This window comes from Paractinoplanes deccanensis (assembly GCF_016862115.1).
In the GTDB taxonomy this organism is placed as follows: Bacteria; Actinomycetota; Actinomycetes; order Mycobacteriales; family Micromonosporaceae; genus Actinoplanes; species Actinoplanes deccanensis.
Genome location: NZ_BOMI01000190.1, coordinates 34,177 through 53,694, shown reverse-complemented (window position 1 = coordinate 53,694; position 19,518 = coordinate 34,177). Strand labels below are relative to the sequence as shown.

Here is a 19,518-nt window from a genome sequence, read left to right as displayed (position 1 = left end):
GGAGGTCGCTGGTGTCCATCGAGACCGTCACCCCCCGCGCCCGGCCGGCCGAGGTGCCGGGCAGTCCCGCGCCCGCGCGGCCGAGCCACGGTCGCCCGGCGATCGGCTTCCTGCTGCCCTTCGCCGTGCTGTACCTGGCCTTCATCATCGGCCCGGCCGTCTACGGCCTGGTCATGAGCTTCTTCGACGCCAGCCTCGTGCGTTCCGGCCTCGGCAGCTTCGCCGGCTTCGGCAACTACGCGGAGGCGTTGCAGGATCCCGACTTCTGGTCGTCGCTGTGGCACACGGTGTGGTTCACGATCCTGACCACGCCGCCGCTGATCGTGCTGGCGTTCGTCCTCGCACTGCTCGCCGACCGGGTCAATCGCGGCCGCTGGTTCTTCCGGCTGGCGTTCTTCGCGCCGTTCATCCTGCCGTCCGCCGTCGTCGCGCTGATCTGGATCTTCATGTACACCCCGGAGCTGGGCCTGATCGAGGCGGCGCTGGCCAAGATCGGCATCACGTCGCCCGCCTGGCTCGGCGACCCGAACTGGGCGATGCCGTCGCTCGCGCTGACCACCGTCTGGTGGACGCTCGGCTTCAACTTCATCCTCTACCTGGCCGGGCTCCAGGAGATCCCGCGCGAGCTCTACGAGGCGTCGGCCATCGACGGTGCGAGCCCGTGGCAACAGATCCGGCGGATCACGATTCCGATGCTCGGCCGCACCACGACCCTGGTGGCGGTGCTTCAGGTGATCGCGTCGCTGAAGGTCTTCGACCAGATGTACCTGATGACCTCCGGCGGCCCGAACTTCGCCACCCGCTCGATCCTGCAGTACGTCTACGACCAGGGCTTCACCAACTTCCGGCTCGGCTACGCGGCCGCCATCTCCATGCTGTTCTTCCTCGTCGTGCTCGCCGTGTCGGCGGTGTGGTTCTCGCTGGTCCGGCGCCAGGAGAAGGAGGTCTGATCGTGGCGCTCACCACCATGGGCGGCGCCGGCGTCACCCAGGAGAAGATCGAACAGCGGCACAGGCTGTTCAACCGCATCTGCTTCGGGGTGCTGATCGCCTTTGCCCTGCTGTGGCTCGTCCCGCTCGCCTGGGCGGTCGACACGGCCCTCAAGCCGAACGCCGAGACGACCCGCACGACCTGGCTCATCGACAACCCGACCTTCGCCGCGTTCCAGCGGGTGCTGGACGACACCGCGATCCTCAACTGGTTCGGCGCCAGCCTGATCACGGCGACGATGACGGCCGTGGGCACGGTCATCACCGCCAGCCTCGCCGCGTTCGCCCTGTCCCGGTTGCGGTTCCGCTATCGCAACCTGGTCTTCTGGATCATCCTGGCCGGCATCATGATCCCCGGCCAGGTGCTGATCGTGCCGCAGTTCCGGGAGATGGACGCGCTGGGACTGCTCAACACGTACTGGGCGGTCAGCCTGCCGCAGATCCCCACCGCGATCGCCATCTTCATCTTCAAGCAGTTCTTCGACGGGCTGCCGCGCGACCTGGAGGAGGCGGCCCGGATCGACGGGGCCGGCTGGTTCCGCATCTACCGCCAGGTGGTGATGCCGCTCGCCCGTCCCGCGGTGGCCGCGGTCGCCATCTTCACCTTCGTGACCTCGTGGAACGACCTGCTCTGGCCGCTGCTGGTGCTGACCAACCCCGACCTGATGACCGTGCCGGTCGGGCTCGCGACCGTGCAGGGCGCGTTCGGCATCCGGTACGCCGACACCATGGCCTCCGCCGTGCTCGGCGCGATCCCCCTGGTCGCGGTCTTCCTGCTGTTCCAGCGCAACATCGTCGAGGGCATCGCCGGCACCGGTCTCAAGGGCTGAAGGGAGCTCCGTCGTGCGTTCCGCTTCGCTCATCGTCGACCCCGCCTTCCGGATCGGCGCGGTGGACCCCCGGCTGTACGGCTCGTTCGTGGAGCACCTCGGCCGCTGCGTCTACCAGGGCATCTTCGAACCGGGCCATCCGTCGGCGGACGAGAACGGCTTCCGGCGGGACGTGGCCGAGCTGGTCCGGGGCCTCGGCGTGCCGATCATCCGCTATCCGGGCGGCAACTTCGTCTCGGCGTACAACTGGGAGGACGGCATCGGCCCCGTCCACGACCGGCCGGCACGTATCGACCTCGCCTGGCGGTCGATCGAGACCAACCGCGTCGGCCTCGACGAGTTCCAGCGGTGGGCGGCCACGGTCAACGCCGAGACGATGATGGCGGTCAACCTGGGCACCCGCGGCATCGACGAGGCGCGGGCCCTCGTGGAGTACTGCAACCACCCCTCCGGCACGGCCTGGTCGGACCGGCGCCGGGCCAACGGGGCCGCCGAGCCGTACGGGATCAAGGTGTGGTGCCTCGGCAACGAGATGGATGGACCCTGGCAGATCGGCCACAAGACCGCCCTGGAGTACGGGCGGCTCGCGGCCGAGGCGGGCAAGGCCATGCGGCTCGTCGACCCCGGCGTCGAGCTCGTGATCTCCGGCAGCTCCCACAGCCGGATGCCGACCTTCGGCACCTGGGAACGGATCGCGCTGACCGAGGCCTACGACACGGTCGACCACATCTCGATGCACAGCTACTACCAGCAGCACGGCGACGACCGGGACAGCTTCCTGGCCGCCGCGGTCGACATGGACCGGTTCATCGACGCCATCGTGGCCACGGCCGACCATGTCCGAGCGGTCGGGCGGCACACCAAGCGGCTCACCATCGCGTTCGACGAGTGGAACGTCTGGTATCAGAGCCGTTTCCCCGGCGAGAAGAACCTGCCGATCGCCGAGGCGCCGCCGCTGCTGGAGGACGTCTACTCGGTCACCGACGCCGTCGTCGCCGGCAATCTGCTGATCAGCCTTCTGCGGCACGCCGACCGGGTCAGGATCGGCTGTCAGGCCCAGTTGGTGAACGTCATCGCGCCGATCATGACGGCGCCGGGCGGACCGGCCTGGCGGCAGACCATCTATCACCCGTACGCCCTCACCTCGCGCTACGGGCGCGGCACGGTCCTGCGGGTGGAGGCACGGTCACCGGCACACGAGACGTCCGCATACGGCGAGGTCGCGCTGCTCGACGCGGTGGCCGTGCTCCGGGACGACGGCGGGCTGGTGGTGTTCGCGGTCAACCGCGACCAGGGCGAGGAGATGGCGGTCGACATCGACCTGCGATCGCTGCCGCGGCTGGTCGCCGGCGAGCACATCACCGTCGCCGACGCGGACCCGGACGCGGTCAACGACCAGCACAACCCGGAGCGGGTCACACCGCGCCGGCTCGGCGACGCGAAGGTCGACGGGGGCCGCCTGACGGTGGTGCTGCCGCCGTTGTCCTGGAACATGGTCCGCCTGACCCTCTGATGCCTCAGCTGGCCAGGCCCACGTCGCCGGCTCTCCAGCTCTCCCGCCGGCTCAGACTGCGTGCGGTCGCGACGAGCATCCTGACCTCGTCCGGCACCTCGTGCGCCCGCCACAGCAGCGACCAGGGATAGCGCGGCGTCGGCTGCACCAGCGGACGCCACCGGAGCTCGCCCGCCGGGACCGCCGATTCCGGCACCACCATCGAGCAGCAGCCCCGTGCCACGAGGTCGGCGCCCGCCCGCAGGCCCTGCACACTGCCGCGGAACCGGTTGGGGAAGAAGCCCGCGGAACGGCACAGCTCAGTCAGGAACCGTAGCGACTCGGGCGCCTGCCTCTCATCGGGCATCAGCAGCGGCTCGTCGGCCAGAAGCGACACCGGCACGGCCGCGCGCCCGGCCAGCCGGTGGCCGTCGGCCACCAGAACCCCGAGCGGGTCGAGCCGGAACAGCTCGGTCGTGATCTCGGGCGGGACGGCCGAGGCCCGCCCGATGCCGACGTCGAGACGCCCGTCGAGCAGGCTCCGGCACTGCTCGGGCACGCCGGCGTGCACGAGGTGGACCTCCACGTCGGGGTGCCGCGCGAAGAACTGGTGCAGCACCGGGCGCACGGCCTCGTAACCCTCGTCCAGGACGCCGATCCGCAGCACCGGGCCGGTGTTCGCGGCGCCGAGCGCCACGGCCGTCGCGCGTTCGACCCGGGAGAGGATCTGCCGCGCCTCGGCCAGGAACCGGGTGCCCGCCTCGGTCAGCTCGATGTGCCGGGTGCTCCGCACGACGAGCACGACGCCCAGCGTGCGTTCGAGGCGCTGCACCTGGTGACTCAGCGCCGACTGCACGATGTGCTCGCGGGCGGCGGCGCGGCCGAAATGCAGTTCCTCGGCCAGGGTGACGAAGTAGCGCAGTTGCCGCAACTCCATGCGGGGACTGCCGCCGTGTGCCGCGACGGGCCGTTGAGGGCCACCGCTCGGATCGTCTAGCCGTGTCACCGCTCTGGCCTCTCGCCGGTCCTGTGAACGTTAACAGCGCGCTTCGCCGCGATTGCTTAGATGTTAATCGAACTCCTGCCGCGAAGCTCAGCGATCATGCGCGGCCTGGCCGGCGAGGGCCGTGCGGTTGCCGGGGGGCGTGCGGTCCGCCAGGTTCCGGAGGATCTCACGAGTGGCGGCATCGGCCGAAAAGAACGTCTCGATCGCTATCTCGTCGAGTGTGACGTCGCGGGGCGATCCAAAGACCGTGGGCCCGCCACTGGCCGAGGTTGCGGACCTGGGTGGCCAGGCCGTCGGGATGCCGCGTGAGGCGCAGCATGGTGACCGGCGGCCGGGCGAGTTCCGCGGGCAGCCCACCGAGGATGACCCCCATGGTGTGGTGGCGAGCAGATCCCAGCGCACGTTCACCGCGACGGCTGCATTCGGTTCCACGCCACTGAGCGGCGGAATCAGTGCAGACCGTGTCCTCGGAACACAGTCAAGGCGGCGGTCGAGAAGTGATCCGTAGGCCGGCGCCGCACGTACTGCCTGCCAAGGTGTCGATGTGTCGGGAGGTTCTCGTGCGGTGGCGGCGTCACTTGTGGGGTCCGGTGCTCATGGCGCTGGTCATGGTTCTGCTCGATCCGCTGCGGTCACCGGCCCGGGCGGAGCCCGGCGTGCCGGTGCCACCGGGCGAGCTCATCACCGACACCAATGACGGTGAGATCACCGATGCCGACCGGGATCTGGTCGTCAAGGTTCGGCTGGCCGGGCTGTGGGAGATCCCGGCGGGCCAGATGGCGCAGGAGAAGTCACGCAATGCCAAGATCCGGCAGATCGGCAAGAGCATCGCCGACCAGCATGTCGTCCTCGACCGGCTGGACCGGGCCGCCGCCAGGAAACTCGGCATCAGGGTGCCCGACAAGCCGAACGCCGAGCAGCAGGGCTGGCTCGGTGAGATGCGCGACGCCGAGGGCGAGGACTTCGACCGGATCTACATCGACCGGCTGCGCGCCGCCCACGGCAAGATCTTCCCGGCGATCGCGACGATTCGCAGCAGCACCCGCAACGACACCGTCCGCAAGCTCGCGCAACAGGCGAACCAGTTCGTCGCCACGCACATGACGCTGCTGGAGTCGAGCGGCATCGTCGACTTCCAGGCGCTGCCCACGGCGCCGGCGCCCGCTCCGGCCACCACGGCCGCGGTCGCGCCGGCCGCTCTGTCCACGGCCGGTGCGCCCCGGTCCGGCGGCACGAGCCAAGGACTCGTGATCGGGGTCTTCGCCGCGGCCTTGGCGGCCGCAGCGTTCTTCACCTGGCGTACCACGTCGGCGCGACGGCGGCCGCGTCGCCGCCGGTACCACTATTGATGCTGGTGCAGGGCCTTTCCGGTCCAGGCCGCCTCGAGGATCGCGGTCAAGCTGGCGGTGTCGGCCGGGCCCGGATGGTTCTGGATCAAGCGGGTGACGCCGTTGGCCATCTTCGCGAAGCGTGGCAGGTCGGCGCGTGCCACGCCGATGTCGGCCAGGGTGCGCGGGATGCCGATGTCGGCGAGGAGCTCGCCGAGCCAGGCGAGGAACATGTCGGCGGCCTCGGCGTCCGAGGCGCCGGTCACGTCGAGCCCGCACACCCTGGCCAGGATGGCCAACCGGTCGCTGATGGCGTCCTTGGCCGCGTCCAGGGCGTAGGGCAGGAGCAGCCCGACGCCCAGGCCGTGCGGCGTGTGCGTGGCCGCGCCGATGGGGTATTGGAGAGCGTGCGGGGCCGCGTTGCCCGCGTGGGAGAACGCGAGGCCGGCGAGCATGGACCCGTACGACATGTCCGCGCGCGCCTCCGTGTCGCCCGGGTCCTTGACGGCACGGCGCAAGCTGCGGGCGATCCGTTCCGCGGCTCGCAGCGCGTAGTGGTCGGTGATCGGGTTGCGGCCGAGGAAGACCTGCTCGACCGGGTCGCGCGGTCCGTGGGCCCGGGGCCGCGCGGTGTAGCTCTCCACCGCGTGGCAGAACGCGTCGATGCCGGAGTGGGCGGTGACGGTCGCCGGGCAGGTGTACGTGAGCACGGGGTCGACGATGGCGAAGTCGGGCACGATGTGGACGCTGGAGACCCCCACCTTCAGCTCCCGGTCCGGGTCGGTCAGCACCGACACGGGTGTGAGCTCGGAGCCGGTGCCGGAGGTGGTCGGGACCGCGACGAGAGGGATCGTCGGGCCCGGCACCTTGGACTCGCCGTAGTAGTCGCGCGGCGTCCCCCCGTGGCGCCGGATGACGCCGACCATCTTGGCGAGGTCGATCACCGTGCCGCCCCCGACGGCGAGGAGGACGTCGGCGTCCACCTCGGCGGCGGCGGCGACGGCCAGGGCGACGTCGGTGAGCGGCACGTCGGGCGTCGCGTCGGAGAAGACCTCGGCGACCTCGACCTTGTCCCGTACGGCGGCCACGATCTCGGCCACCGCCGGCTGCCCCAGCAGAACCCGGTCGGTCACGATGAGCACTCGCGAGCCGTACTCGGCCACCACCCGGGGAATGTTCTGCGCGACTCCTTCGCCCACGATCAGCTGGCGTGGTCCGCGGACGGTCTCGAGCATGTCAGTCCCTCCGGTCACGGTAGGTCGATCGCGGCGTACGTGAGCTCGAGGTACTCGAGGATGCCCTCGTGCGACCCCTCCTTGCCGATCCCGGACTGCTTGACGCCTCCGAACGGAGCCGACGGGTCCGAGATCAGGCCCCGGTTGACGCCTAGCATCCCCGTGTCGAGCCCCTCGGTGAACCGCAGCGCCCGCTGGAGGTCACGAGTGAAGACGTACCCGACCAGGCCGTACTCGGTGTCGTTGGCCCTGGCCATCACCTCGTCGTCGGACGTGAACGGCAGGATCGGGGCCACCGGGCCGAAGATCTCCGCCTTCAGCATCCGCGCCTTCTCGGGCACGTCGACCAGGACCGTGGGCGGGTAGAAGTGGCCCGGCCCGTCCGGCCGCTCGCCGCCGACCAGGACCCGGGCGCCGCGCTCGACCGCGTCGGCGACGAGCTCGTCGATCCGCTCGACCGCGTCCTCGTCGATCAGCGCCCCGACGTTCACTCCGTCGTCGAGACCGTGGCCCATCGACAGCGCGCCCATCCGGGCGGCGAAGCGCGCGGTGAACTCCTCCCGTACCGGCTCCTCGACGTAGATCCGGTTGGCCGCGATGCAGGACTCCCCGATGTTGCGCATCTTCGCCACCATGGCGCCCTCCACCGCGACGTCCAGGTCGGCGTCGGCACACACGATCAGCGCCGCGTTGCCGCCCAGCTCCATCGAGGTGCGCAGCACCTTGTCCGCCGCCTGTCGCAGCAGCACGCGCCCGACCTCGGTCGACCCGGTGAACGAGAGCTTGCGGGTACGGCCGTCGGCCAGCAGCGCCGAGACCACCTCGCCGGCACGCCGGGTGGTCACCACGTTGACGACGCCCGGCGGAACGCCGGCCTCCTCCATGATGCGGGCCAGCAGCAGCATGGTGAGCGGCGTCAGGGCGGCCGGCTTGGTGATCGTCGTGCAGCCCGCCGCCAGCGCGGGGGCGATCTTGCGGGCGCCCATGGCCAACGGGAAGTTCCAGGGCGTCACGAAGACGCACGGCCCGACCGGCTTGGGCACGGTGAGGATGCGGTATCCGCCGTGCGGAGCGGTGCTGTAGCGCCCCTCGACGCGCACCGCCTCCTCGGCGAACCAGCGGAAGAACTCGGCGCCGTACGCCACCTCGGCCCGAGCCTCGGCGAGCGGCTTTCCCATCTCGAGCGTGATCAGCCGGGCGATCTCCTCGGATCGCTCGGTCAGGGCCCGGTACGTCGCGGTCAGCACCTCCGACCGTCTCCGCGGCGGGGTCGCCGCCCATTGCGCCTGGGCCTTGGCCGCCGCGTCCAGCGCGGCCAGCCCGTCGTCGACGCCGGCGTCCGCCACCTCGGCGATGGTCTTGCCGGTCGCCGGGTCCTCGACGGCGAAGGTGGCTCCGCTCGTGGCATCCCGCCAGGCGTCGCCGATCCGGAGCCGCCGGTGCTCGGAGGGAAGGGCGTTCATCGCGTCCCCGCCTTGGCCAGCGACAGCCCGGTGCCCGCGTCGAACAGGTGCGCGCGGTCCAGGTCGACCGTGACCCGCAGACGCTCGCCCGGTGAACCGGTGACTGTGGGTCTCGCCTTGACCTTGAGGATCTCCGTGCCCACCCGGACGTCGACCACGGTCCGGTCGCCGAGCGGCTCCAGACCGTAGAGCTCGCCCGGCAACGACGCGTCGCCACGCCGCTCGACGGACAGGTCCTCCGCGCGCAGGCCCAGCACCAGCGCGCGACCGTCCTCGGCCGTGGCCCAGCGGGGCCGTGGCAGCGTCCATCCCTCCGCGCCGACCAGGTGATCTCCCTGGGCCTGGCAGGGGAGCAGGCTGATCGGCGGGCTGCCGACGAACCCGGCGACCCACTGGTTGGCGGGACGCTCGTACACCTCGGCCGGCGTTCCGATCTGTTGCACCTTGCCCTCCTTGAGGACCGCCACCCGGTCGGCCATGGACAGCGCCTCGACCTGGTCGTTGGTCACGTAGACGAAGGTCGCCCCGAGGCTGCGGTGGATGCGGGTGAGCTCGGTGCGCATCTCGACGCGGAGCTTGAGGTCGAGGTTGGTCAGCGGCTCGTCCATGAGGAACGCGCGCGGGCTGCGGACCAGCGCCCGGGCCAGGGCGACACGTTGCATCTCACCGCCCGACAGCTGCGCGGGACGACGTTGCAGCAGGCGTTCGATGTGCAGCAGGCTCGCCACCCGGTCGACGGCGGCGGCGATCTCGCCCGGCGAGCGGCGGCGCGCCCGCAGCGGCGAGGCGATGTTCTCGTACGCCGTGCGCCGCGGATAGAGGGCGTAGCTCTGGAAGACCATGGCCAGGTCGCGTTCGGCCGGGGTGTCACCGGTCGCGTCCCGGCCGTCCAGATGCACCGACCCGGCGTCCAGCTGCTCGAGGCCGGCGATCGCTCGCAGGGTCGTCGTCTTGCCCGCCCCGGAGGGACCGAGCACGACGAAGAACGAGCCGTCCGGAACGTCCAGCGTCACTCCGTCCAGGGCCTGCACCTTGCCGAAGGACTTGCGCAGGCCGTGCGCTGCCACGGTTCCCATCAGGCCACCAGCTCCTCGGTGCTCATGTCGTAGACCGCCGGGGCCCCGCCGGTGTGCCGCAGCCCGACGTTGGCGTCAGCGGCGAACCGGACGGTCGAGGGCATCCGCACCCGTACGTCGTGCCGGCCGCCGTGGTCGACCACGTAGATGATCTCGTCGCCCAGCCACTCCGCCGAGACCACGCGGGCCGGCACCGAACGGTGCGCCCCGGGATCCGTGACCTCCAGCGCCTCCGGCCGGACGCCCGCGATCAGGCCACGGTCGCGCGGCAGGCCCGGCGGCGGCGTAAGGCCCAGGCCGCCCTGACCACGCAGCTTGCCGTCGGCCACCTCCACCTCGATCAGGTTCATCGGCGGGGAGCCGATGAAGGCGGCGCAGAACAGGCTCGCCGGCCGGTCGTAGACCTCCAGCGGCGTGCCGATCTGCTCGACGCGGCCCTTGTTGAGGATGGCGATGCGGTGACCGAGCGACATCGCCTCGACCTGGTCGTGGGTGACGTAGACCATCGTCGTGCCCAGTTCCCCTTGCAGGTGGTTGATCTCCGTACGCATCTCGGCCCTCAGCTCGGCGTCCAGGTTGGTGAGCGGCTCGTCCATGAGGAAGGCGCGCGGTCGCCGCACCAGGGCGCGAGCGAGCGCGACCCGCTGCTGCTCCCCGCCGGACAGCTGGCGCGGCCGCCGATCCAGCAGCGGGCCGAGCCGCATCAGCCGGGCGGCCTCGTCCACCCGCGCCCGCACCTCCGCCTTGGGCAGTCCCTCGGCCCGCAGGGGGAACGCCAGGTTGTCGCGAGTCCGCAGATGCGGGTAGAGGGCGTAGAACTGGAACACCATGGCGATGTCGCGTTCGGCGGGCGGCAGGTCGTTGACCAGTGTGTCGCCGATGCGGATGTCGCCCGTCGTCTGCCTCTCCAGGCCGGCTATGGCCCGCAGCGTGGTCGTCTTGCCGCACCCCGACGGGCCCAGCATCACGAACAGCTCGCCGTCGCGGATGGACAGGTCCACGTGCTCGACGGCGACGGTCCCGTCCGGGTAGCGCTTGTGCAGGGCGGTCACCTCGATGCCGGCCATCAGCGGCGCACCGCCCCGAGCGTCACACCGGCGACGAGGTGCTTGCGCACCAGGTAGGCGAAGATGAGCACCGGCAGGGCGAACACCACCGAGGAGGCGGCCACCAGGCCCCAGTCCACTGTGGTGCCGCCGATGAGGCCGGCGATCGCCGGTGGGGCCGTCCGCACCTCGTCGCTGGAGGTGAGGAAGATGGCGAAGACGAACTCGTTCCACGAGAAGATGAGCGCGAAGACCGCCGTCGCGGCGATGCCGGGCACGAGCAGGGGAAGGGTGAACTTCCGGAACGCCTGCAACCGCGTGTAGCCGTCGAGCATGGCGGCGTCCTCGTACTCCGCGGGCACCTCGTCGACGAACCCCTTCATCATCCAGATCGTGAACGGGACGTTGAACGCGGTGTAGATGAGGATCAGGCCGAGCGCGCTGTCGATGAGCCCGATGTAGCGGTACATGAGGAAGATCGGGATCACGACCACCACGGGCGGCATGAAGCGTGTGGACAGGATGAAGAACAGCTGGTCCTTCTTGGCCTTGACGGCGAAGCGTGAGTAGGCCCAGGCCGCCGGCACCCCCAGCACGGTGGCCAGCACCGTGGAGGCCCCGGCGACGATGACGGAGTTGAGGAACGCAACGGACAAGCCGGAGGAGACGAAGACGTCCCGGTAATGGTCCAGGGTGACGTCGAAGTTGAAGAGCTTCGCCGGGACGGCGTAGACGTCCCGGTTCTCCTTGAGGGACGTCTCGATCATCCACAGCACCGGGAACAACATGACGACGGCCAGCACGCTCAGCAGCGCGACCTCCAGCACAGCGCGGCCCCGTACGGAGAATCTCATCAGTCCTCCTTGAGCTTGTTCAGGTAGCGCAGGTAGAGCTGCGTGAGGACGATGACGACGAGGACCATGAGGATCCCGTACGCCGAGGCGGTCCCGGTGTTGAAGCCCAGGAACGCGACCTTGTAGACGTGGAACGACAACGTCTCGGTGGAGACCCCCGGGCCTCCGCTGGTGAGGATGTAGACGAGGTCGAACAACCGGAACGCCTCGATGGCCCGGAACAACACGGCGATCAGCAGCAGCGGCCACACCAGCGGAAGGGTGATGGTGCGGAACCGGAACCACTCGGACGCCCGGTCGATCGAGGCGGCCTCGTACAGGTACTTGGGGACCGCGGTGAGGCCGGCCAGCGCGATGAGCATGATGAACGGCGTCCACTGCCAGGTGTCGACAACGATCAGCGAGATCAGCGCCGTGCGCTGCCGGGTCAGCCATTCGACCTGACCCAGGCCGAGCGAGCCGAGCATGCTGTTGACCACGCCGAACTGCGCGTCGAGCATGAACCGCCAGAACAGCCCGACCACGACCGGCGACAACATCATCGGAACCAGGAAGAGCGTGGTCAGCAGCCCTCGCCCGCGCGTGCGCCGGGAGATCAGGTAGGCGATGGTGAAACCGAGCACGGTCTGCAGGGTCACCGCGCCGACCACGTAGACCAACGTCGTCACGGCCCTCAGGTGGACCTGCGCCGAGGTCAGGATGGCGGTGTAGTTGCCGAACCCGACGAAATTGGCGGGCCCGCCACGGGTGGCCGAGTAGTCGGTGAACGACAGGTACAGCGCCCACAGCAACGGGAACACCGACATGCCGAGCAACAGCAGCAGCGCGGGGGCGATGAAGGCCACGGCGAGCCGCCGGTCGGTCAGCCGGCGGGACCGAACCGGGGCGGGCGGCTTCGGCGTTGCCGCCCGCCCCGGACGGTCGGTCGTCAGCGAGACGCGGTCGCTCACAGTCCGCCGCCACCCTTGCGGCCGCTGGAGTCGAGCACGTCCTGCTGCTGTTTCGCGATGTCGTCGAGAGCGGCCTTCGGGCTCTTCGCGCCGTTGAGGGCCGCGTTCACGTTGGTGTTCTCGATGTCGACGAGGCGCGCGTACTCGGGCACGTTCCACATGTCCCGCATCCGGGGCACCGAGTCGGCGTACACCTTGTTGAACGGCCCGGCGTCGAGGAACTCGGGCGAAGCCAGAGCGTCCGTGCGTGACGGCACGCCACCGGCCGCGGCCCACTTCTTCTGGATGTCGGCCTGCTCGAACCACTTCATGAAGTTCAGGGCCTCGGCCTGGTTCGCCGCGGGGGAGTAGGCCGACACGTGCATCCCCATGCCGCCGAGAGGCACCAGGTCCGTCTTCTGCTTCGGCAGGGTGGCGAAGCCCAGCTTGCCGAGGATCTGCTCCCGCGTCGTGCCCAGCGTCGACTGCTTCGGGTCGAGCAGGCCGCCGCTCGCGGCGATCCAGTTGAACGCGATGCAGGCCTTGCCCTGCGCGACCGCCGCGTTCACCTCGTCGATGAACCAGTTGCCGGAGCCCTTGGCGGTCAGCGGCTTCATCCTGTTGACCAGGACCTCCATCGCCTCCTGGCCGGCCGCGTCGTTGAGGACGCCCTCGATCTTGCGGTTCGGGGCGTCCCAGAGGTTGCCGCCGTAGACGCCGTTGACCGTGTTGTAGGTGACGGCCGCGGCGTCGGAGCCGTTGGCCTGGTGGAAGGCCAGCCCGCTGACGCCCGGGTTGTCCGCCTGGCACTTCTCGGCCGCCGAGATCATCTCGTCCCAGGTCTGCGGTGGCTTGTCGCCGATCAGGTCCTTGCGATAGATCATCGTCCAGGTGTCGCCCAGCAGCGGCAGCCCGTACAGGCTGGCGTTCTCGTCGCGCTGACCGGTCTCCGCCTGCGGGAACTGGCCGTAGGCGGCCAGCAGGTACGGGTTGTAGGCGTTGACGTCGATGTTGTTCTTGACGAAGTCGGTGAGATCGAGGATGTTGCCGTTCGTCACGGCCTCGCCGATGTGCTGCGAGTCCAGGATCGCGACGTCGAAGTCGGTCTTGCGCGCGGCGAACTGGGTGAACATCGCGTCGTGCCAGTTGGCGTTCGGCACGGTGTTGACCTTGATGGTCGCGTTCGGCCGTACCTTCTTGTACTCCTTGTTCGCGAAGGCTTCCAGCGCTTGGGCGGGCGGCCACTCGAACCAGATGAAGCTGAGGGTCAGCGGGTCCGTGGTGAGCTCCGGGATGGTCGCGGGCGCCTTGGGGGCGCTCGCCGTCGGGTCGTCGTCCTTGTCGCCGCCGCACGCCGCCACGGTCGTGGCCATCAGCAGCAGGGCCGCCGTCAGTCGTCCTATTCGCTGTGGATGCCGCATATTCCTGCCTGCTTTCGGAAGTGGGGCTTCTAGAACCTCGCTACGCGCTTCGCCGAGTGATCGGTGCTGGGTAGTTCAAGGGGGTGTTACCGGGCTATGTCGCGGCGGCCGGCCCACGGACCGGGCGGGAGGCCGACAATGCTTGGGGTAGGTTCCGCGACGGTGCTGGATGGCGATCATCCGCCGCTTTTCCTATACGATCCGGCGAGGGCGTCAGCATGTCGCAGCGTTGTGACTGATGTCAACAGGTTCGTCAAGGCGCAAGAAAGGACCTCTCGTCACGATGGACGACGAAGCGACGATCGCGCGGGGACGCAGAGCCATGACGGACGCGATGCCGCACGCGAGATCCGGCGGCCGGCTGGCCGACGAGGTGTACGACACGCTGCTCGGACAGCTGATGTCGCTACGGATCGAGCCCGGCTCCCGCGTCACGATCGACGTCCTGGCGCGAGAGCTGGGCGTCTCGCAGACGCCGATCCGGGACGCCCTCAACCGCATGGAGGCCGAGGGCCTGGTCGTGCGGGTGCCGCACGCCGGCTATCGCATCCCGCCCCAGATCACCCGTCACCGCTTCGAGGACATGCTGGAGGTGCGCCTCCTCCTCGAGCCGGCGGCGGCGCGCCGATCCGCCGAGCGCGCCTCCCCGGAGCAGGTGGCCGGCCTGCGGCGCATGCTGGTGGAGATGGCGGAGCTGGAGGGCGGCCGCGGACCCCTGGCCTATGGCGCCTTCGGGCTGCGTGACGCCGCTTTTCACGATCTCGTCGCCCTGAGCGCGGAGAACGAGGTCATCCGGGAGGCGCTCGCTCGGCTGCACAGCCACGTGCACCTCTTCCGGCTGCACCACGACCGCCAGGTCACCCACTTGGCCATGGCCGAGCACGAGCAGGTGGTGGCCGCGATCGCCGCGCGTGACCCCGACGCCGCCGCGTACGCGATGCGCCGGCACATCCTGCGGTCCGGCGAGCGCTTCCGGCGGCTGTTCGACGAGGTCGAGGCGTCCTCGCTGGAGGCTTGACGGCCGGGCTGGGCCGGGGAATATTGACTCCATCGGATCGGATCGGATCGGATTTAACTCACCCGTCATCAGATGCGAGGAGAATCAGGTGCCCAGAGCGCTGCTCCTGACCGGCGACGCCGCCGAGGAGCTCGACACGATGTACCCCTACTACCGCGTGCAGGAGGGCGGCTGGGACGTCGACGTCTCGTCCCGGACGATGCGCGACGTGCAGCTGGTCATCCACGAGTTCGACCCCAACTCCGACGCGTACGTGGAGAAGAACGGCCGCAAGCTGCCGGTCGACGTGCCCTGGGCCGAGGTCGACGTCGAGCGCTACGACGCCCTCATCATCCCCGGGGGACGCGCCCCCGAGTGGATCCGGGTCGACGCCGACGTCCGGCGCATCACCGAGCACTTCTTCGCGCGTAACCTCCCCATCGCGCTGGTGTGCCACGGCGCGCAGGTGCCGGCGGTCTACGGGCTGCTGAAAGGCCGGAAGACGGCGTGCTTCCCGCCCATCACCGGTGACATGGAAAACGCGGGCGCGACGGTCATCGACGCTCCCGACGTCGTCGACGGCAACCTCGTCTCCTGCCGGGGCTGGCCCGACATGCCGCAGTTCGGCCGCGCGATGATGGAGCTGTTCGCGAAGTCCGTCGACTCCCGGTGACACCACTGCGGACCGTCGCCGTCGACGGATCCCCGGTGCATGTCATGGAAACCGGCACCGGCCCCGCGGTGCTGATGCTGCACGGCTCCGGACCCGGCACGACAGGCTCCGGAGCCTGGGGGACGACGGCGCAGGCGCTCGGCTCGTCCTGGCGCCTGGTGGCCCCCGACCAGGCGGGGTTCGGCCGTACGCCGCTGCCGCCGGGCTCCAGGGGTGGGCTCCAGCTGTGGACGGCGCAGGCCGCGGGCCTGATGGACGCCCTCGGCGCCGAGCGCTACGCCGTGGTGGGCCACTCCATGGGCGGCGCCGTGGCGCTGGCGCTGGCGGCCGCGCGCCCCCAGCAGGTCACCCGTGTCGTGGCGGTCTCGACCATGGGCGCCCCCGGCGCCCCGCTCTCGCCCGAGCTCGACGCGGTCTGGGCCGCACCCGCCGGCCGGCCCGGGGCACGGGACATGCTGAGTCGCCTCGTTCTGGACCAGGCGCTCGTCACCGATGCGGCCGTCGACGCCCGTGCCGCCGCCATGCGAGCCGGGGCGGCCGCCTTCGCCTCGCTGTTTCCCCCGCCCCGGGCGCGGTGGGCCGGCGACCTCACCCTGTCGGCGGCGGCGCTGGCCACGATCCGCGCGCCGGTGCTCCTCGTGCACGGCGCCGACGACCGGATCACCCCGCTCGGGACGGCGGCCCTGCCGTTGCTCGGCCACCTGGCCGACGTCCGCCTGCACGTGCTCGGCCGATGTGGGCACGTGCCGGCGATCGAGCACCCCCACGAGTTCAGGCAACTCCTGTCGTGCTTCCTGCGCCGGGACGAGGCCGCTGAGACCACCGATACATGAGGCCGGCACGGTTTCCCAGGCGATCGGGAATCGGGACGGCTTCACCAACCCGGAGGTCGCGGCGCGGTTGTTTCTCAGCCCGCGCACCACCGTCGCTGATCACCCGAACGTCGGGTAGCCGCTGCAACTCTTGCCGGTGAGCTTCTTGACCGACGAGATCTTGTCGCCGAAGTTCCACGCCTCGCGATGCAGGTCGACCGTCTGGTTGGGCCGGATGCAGTAGTGCCGGTCCTCGAACTGGTTGTCGTCGTACAGCACCCAGGCGCGGCAATCGTATTTGTTCCAGACTCGGCTGGCCTTGTCGTTGAAGCCGAACACGCGGAAGTCGATGACGCTCGCGGTCGCCTGGAAGACGTCGCCGCTGCCGTTGCGGTTCTCGTACAGGTACAGCGCGGCGGGCTCGGGCTCGATGCAGACCGCCTGTGCCTGCGCCGGTGTCGACAAGGCGAACAACGACGCCGTGGTCATGGTCGCGGCGCTCAGGATGCCCAGCAGTCTTCGTGACGTGAGGGCCGGCCGGTGCTTCTTCGTTGAGTTCATGGTTGACAAGGTGCGCCCACCGTGTGGAAGCGATGTGGAAGGAATGTCTAGCCGAGTGCGTCGAGGCTGCGGCGGATCTGTTCCGCGTCGGTGTGGCCGAGGTCGGTCAACATGGTCAGCGCCCGCTCCCACACCTTCCGGGCCTTGCCGGCCTCGCCGATGCTGCGATACGTGTCGCCCAGCCGGCCGAGCGTGCCGGCCTCGTTGTAGCGGTCGGCGATCTCACGCCACACGTCCAGCGCCGCCCGGTATTCTTGTACCGCCCGGTCGTGGTCGCCGAGGTGGTGATAGGTCAGCCCCAGGCTGTCCAGTGTGTTCGCCTCGCCGTACCGGTCGCCGATCCGGCGATGCAGCCGCAGCGCCTCCCGGCAGCGGGCCAGCGCCCGGTCGCACTCGCCGAGCTGGGTGTGATACCAGCCGAGGTTGTTGAGCGCCCGAGCCTGCCCGTCCTGGTCACCCACCCGGCCGAAAAGCTCGACCGCCTGCTCGGTCTGGCGCAGCGCTTCGCGGGGATCGCCCTGGCTGCCGAGGACCCGGGCGAGCGCGTTGTGCGTGTGGGCCTGTCCCTTCGCTTCGCCGAGACGCCGGTAGCCGTCGAGGGCGAGCCGCAGGTGGCGAACAGCATCCTCCGGGCGGAGCTGGGTGAGGGCTTGACCGAGGTTGAGGTGGGCGAACGCCGCTCCCACTCGATCTCCCGAGCGGGTCGCCGAGGACAGCGCGATCCGCTGGGTCAGCACCCAGTCCTGCCAATGACCTTGGAGGTCGAAGTACGTGGTCAAACCCCGCGCCAGCAGCCAGGCGCCGGAGTCGAGGCCGGTGTCGTGGGCGTGCCCGACCATGCGTACGAGAACCTGGTGCTCCTCGGCGAACCAGGCGAGCGCCGCGGCGTGGTCGGCCGGTCTGATCACCGGGCCATCGGTGGTGAGCTCGGGAACCGTCCGATGCGGATACAGGATCCGGTCGGCGGCGTACGCCGAGTGCACATAGTGGTCGAGCATCCGGCCCAGCGGCCCCGCCGTCTCCTCCGGCCGAACCAGCTCCCCGGCGTACGTCCGGAGCAGATCGTGCAATTGGTACCTGTCCGGCCGGTGCTCGCTGAGCAGGCTGGCCCGGGTCAGCACCAGCAGCTGTCGCTCGGCGACCCCGATCGGCTCACCGAGCAGGGCGGCGACGGCCGGCACTGCCACGTCGGGGCCCGGATGCAGGCCGAGCAGCCGGAACAGCCGGGCGGCCCCGGGCGTCAGGGCCCGATAGGACCAGGACAGCACCGCGCGCACGTCGGTCGCCTCGTCGTCACCGGCAAAGGCATCGAGGCTGTGCCGTACGGCGTGCAGCTGCTCCGCCAGCCGCGCCAGCGTTTGCTCGGGTTGCAGCAGGGCCCGGGCGGCGGCGACGGTCAACGCCAGGGGAAGCCGGGCGCAGGCAGCGAGGATGCGGTCCACCGCGGCCGGCTCGGCGGCGACACGCTGGGCGCCGAGCCGCCGGCTCAGCAGCTCCCGTGCCTGCGCGGGTGGCAGGAGACCCAGCTCCACCGGCCGGGCGCCCTCGGCGGCGACCAGGCCGGGCAGCTGACTGCGGCTGGTGACGACGACCAGGCAGTTCGGCGCACCGGGCAGCAGCGGGCGCACGTCGCGTTCATGGGCCGCGTTGTCCAGCACCACCAGCACGCGGCGGTCGGCGAGAACGCTGCGATAGAGCGCCGCCCGTGCGTCCAGCTCGGCCGGGATGCGCGCGGCGGGCACACCCAGGGAGATGAGGAGGTTGCGCAACGCATCGGCCGCGCTCAGCGCGGTGCCGGCCGGGTCGAAGCCGAGCAGATCGACATAGAGCTGGCCGTCGGGGAAACGGCGGCGCACCCGATGGCTCCAGTGCACGACCAGCGCGCTCTTACCGACGCCGGCCGTGCCGGATATGACGATCACCGCGGTCCTGGCCAGGTCGTGCAACCGCTGCTGCTCGGCGTCGCGGCCGACGAAGTCCGGCACGTCGAGGGGCAGCTGGGCCGGAACGATCTCGTCGGGCTCGTGCGTCTGGCGCACGATGTCCCGGTGGGCGGCCCGCAACTCGGCACCGGGCTCGACGCCCAGCTCGTCGACCAAGCGGCGGCGTACGGCAAGGAACTGGTCGACGGCTTTCGCGGTGCGGCCCGCGGCGGCGAGCGCCCGGATCAGCGCGGCGGCCAGCGGCTCGACGAGCGGGTGCTGCTCGGCGAGCTCGGTGAGGGGCCCGATCGCCGCGGCCGGGTTGCCGGTCCGGGTCTCGGCATCGGCCCAGTGGATTGTCGCGTCGATCCGCTCCTCGATCAGCAGCATGCGCGCCCGGGCTGCCCAGTCGCCCGGGAGCCCGGCGAGGGGTTGACCTCGCCACAGCGTCAGGGCCTCGCGTAGCAGGAGGGCGCGCTTCGGATCGGCCCGGTCCAGCTCGGCCGCCCTGGTGACGAGCTGCCGGAAGTAGTGCAGATCCAACGACTCCTCGGGCAGCTCGAGCAGGTAGCCGCCGCTGCGGTGGCGGTGCAACCGGGTCGGGCCGTCCGCCGGTTCCAGCAACTGCCGGATGCGCGAGACGTACGTGTGCAGCGTGCGCGCCGCGTGGTCGGGGGCATCGGGTCCCCAGACTCGTTCGACGAGCACTTCGGTGGAGAGCGGCCGGTTGCCGTCGAGGAGCAGGGCCGTGAGAACGACCGCCTGCTTGGGCGGCCCCATCGCCACCGCCCGTCCACGAGCGTGAACCTGCGGCACTCCGAGCAGCTGAAACCGCATGACGCCCCCGGGGCTCAACAGTTCTCCACAACATATCGACCGGTATC

17 protein-coding genes are annotated in these 19,518 nt (G+C 70.3%); 7 read left to right on the top strand and 10 right to left on the bottom strand.

Translation table 11 applies throughout. The features are described from left to right. Positions 1–11: 11 nt before the first annotated feature. The 3 genes from Ade02nite_RS45230 to arfA are packed head-to-tail and all read left to right on the top strand — an operon-like array spanning position 12 to position 3,332. Complete coding sequence (locus Ade02nite_RS45230) at positions 12–950, top strand: carbohydrate ABC transporter permease (RefSeq protein ID WP_239169527.1); 939 nt, start codon at positions 12–14, stop codon at positions 948–950. A gap of 2 nt (positions 951–952) precedes the next feature. Continuing rightward, positions 953–1,819 carry a carbohydrate ABC transporter permease gene (locus Ade02nite_RS45225; RefSeq protein WP_239169526.1) on the top strand — a complete coding sequence of 289 codons (867 nt, stop codon included), beginning with the start codon at positions 953–955 and terminating at the stop codon, positions 1,817–1,819. Between the two features lie 13 nt (positions 1,820–1,832). Further along, entirely contained in the window at positions 1,833–3,332 is a 1,500-nt protein-coding gene (gene arfA, locus Ade02nite_RS45220) for an arabinosylfuranosidase ArfA (RefSeq protein ID WP_203777609.1), read from the top strand. 4 nt (positions 3,333–3,336) lie between these two features. On the opposite strand, the gene Ade02nite_RS45215 is transcribed toward arfA, so the two are convergent. Further along, entirely contained in the window at positions 3,337–4,248 is a 912-nt protein-coding gene (locus tag Ade02nite_RS45215) for a LysR family transcriptional regulator (protein ID WP_203777608.1), read from the bottom strand. A gap of 665 nt (positions 4,249–4,913) precedes the next feature. Here Ade02nite_RS45215 and Ade02nite_RS45210 point away from each other — a divergent pair. Further along, positions 4,914–5,666 carry a DUF4142 domain-containing protein gene (locus tag Ade02nite_RS45210; protein WP_203777607.1) on the top strand — a complete coding sequence of 251 codons (753 nt, stop codon included), beginning with the start codon at positions 4,914–4,916 and terminating at the stop codon, positions 5,664–5,666. Here Ade02nite_RS45210 and Ade02nite_RS45205 read toward each other — a convergent pair. From Ade02nite_RS45205 to Ade02nite_RS45175, 7 genes are read right to left on the bottom strand one after another with little or no spacing between them, the layout of a single operon-like run. Next, on the bottom strand, positions 5,660–6,880 hold the full coding sequence (locus tag Ade02nite_RS45205; protein ID WP_203777606.1) for an iron-containing alcohol dehydrogenase: 1,221 nt from the start codon (positions 6,878–6,880) through the stop codon (positions 5,660–5,662). The two genes, Ade02nite_RS45210 and Ade02nite_RS45205, sit on opposite strands and share 7 nt — an antisense overlap. A 14-nt stretch (positions 6,881–6,894) precedes the next feature. Beyond that, positions 6,895–8,343: an NAD-dependent succinate-semialdehyde dehydrogenase gene (locus tag Ade02nite_RS45200; RefSeq protein ID WP_203777605.1), complete on the bottom strand. Its 1,449-nt coding sequence runs from the start codon at positions 8,341–8,343 to the stop codon at positions 6,895–6,897. Then, a complete protein-coding gene (locus tag Ade02nite_RS45195; protein WP_203777604.1) occupies positions 8,340–9,419 on the bottom strand; it encodes an ABC transporter ATP-binding protein in 1,080 nt (359 codons plus the stop codon). The genes Ade02nite_RS45200 and Ade02nite_RS45195 overlap by 4 nt, the downstream gene beginning before the upstream one ends. Further along, a complete protein-coding gene (locus Ade02nite_RS45190; protein WP_203777603.1) occupies positions 9,419–10,486 on the bottom strand; it encodes an ABC transporter ATP-binding protein in 1,068 nt (355 codons plus the stop codon). The genes Ade02nite_RS45195 and Ade02nite_RS45190 overlap by 1 nt, the downstream gene beginning before the upstream one ends. Further along, on the bottom strand, positions 10,486–11,319 hold the full coding sequence (locus Ade02nite_RS45185) for a carbohydrate ABC transporter permease (protein ID WP_239169525.1): 834 nt from the start codon (positions 11,317–11,319) through the stop codon (positions 10,486–10,488). Before Ade02nite_RS45185 ends, Ade02nite_RS45190 begins: the two co-directional genes overlap by 1 nt. Continuing rightward, positions 11,319–12,269, bottom strand: coding sequence for a carbohydrate ABC transporter permease (locus tag Ade02nite_RS45180; RefSeq protein WP_203777602.1), 951 nt, complete (start codon positions 12,267–12,269; stop codon positions 11,319–11,321). The genes Ade02nite_RS45185 and Ade02nite_RS45180 overlap by 1 nt, the downstream gene beginning before the upstream one ends. Continuing rightward, positions 12,266–13,669 (bottom strand): sugar ABC transporter substrate-binding protein, encoded by a 1,404-nt coding sequence (locus Ade02nite_RS45175; protein WP_203777601.1) that lies wholly within the window; start codon positions 13,667–13,669, stop codon positions 12,266–12,268. Before Ade02nite_RS45175 ends, Ade02nite_RS45180 begins: the two co-directional genes overlap by 4 nt. 283 nt (positions 13,670–13,952) lie before the next feature. On the opposite strand from Ade02nite_RS45175, the gene Ade02nite_RS45170 reads away from it, so the two are divergent. From Ade02nite_RS45170 to Ade02nite_RS45160, 3 genes are all read left to right on the top strand, one after another. Then, on the top strand, positions 13,953–14,687 hold the full coding sequence (locus Ade02nite_RS45170; protein WP_239169524.1) for a GntR family transcriptional regulator: 735 nt from the start codon (positions 13,953–13,955) through the stop codon (positions 14,685–14,687). 88 nt (positions 14,688–14,775) lie between these two features. Beyond that, positions 14,776–15,339 (top strand): DJ-1/PfpI family protein, encoded by a 564-nt coding sequence (locus Ade02nite_RS45165; RefSeq protein ID WP_097318975.1) that lies wholly within the window; start codon positions 14,776–14,778, stop codon positions 15,337–15,339. 44 nt (positions 15,340–15,383) lie between these two features. Further along, complete coding sequence (locus tag Ade02nite_RS45160; RefSeq protein ID WP_239169533.1) at positions 15,384–16,172, top strand: alpha/beta fold hydrolase; 789 nt, start codon at positions 15,384–15,386, stop codon at positions 16,170–16,172. A gap of 99 nt (positions 16,173–16,271) precedes the next feature. On the opposite strand, the gene Ade02nite_RS45155 is transcribed toward Ade02nite_RS45160, so the two are convergent. Together Ade02nite_RS45155 and Ade02nite_RS45150 are read right to left on the bottom strand one after the other, a co-directional pair. Then, positions 16,272–16,712: a peptidase inhibitor family I36 protein gene (locus Ade02nite_RS45155; RefSeq protein ID WP_203777598.1), complete on the bottom strand. Its 441-nt coding sequence runs from the start codon at positions 16,710–16,712 to the stop codon at positions 16,272–16,274. 47 nt (positions 16,713–16,759) lie between these two features. After that, positions 16,760–19,414 (bottom strand): AfsR/SARP family transcriptional regulator, encoded by a 2,655-nt coding sequence (locus Ade02nite_RS45150; RefSeq protein WP_239169532.1) that lies wholly within the window; start codon positions 19,412–19,414, stop codon positions 16,760–16,762. Positions 19,415–19,518: the final 104 nt, after the last annotated feature.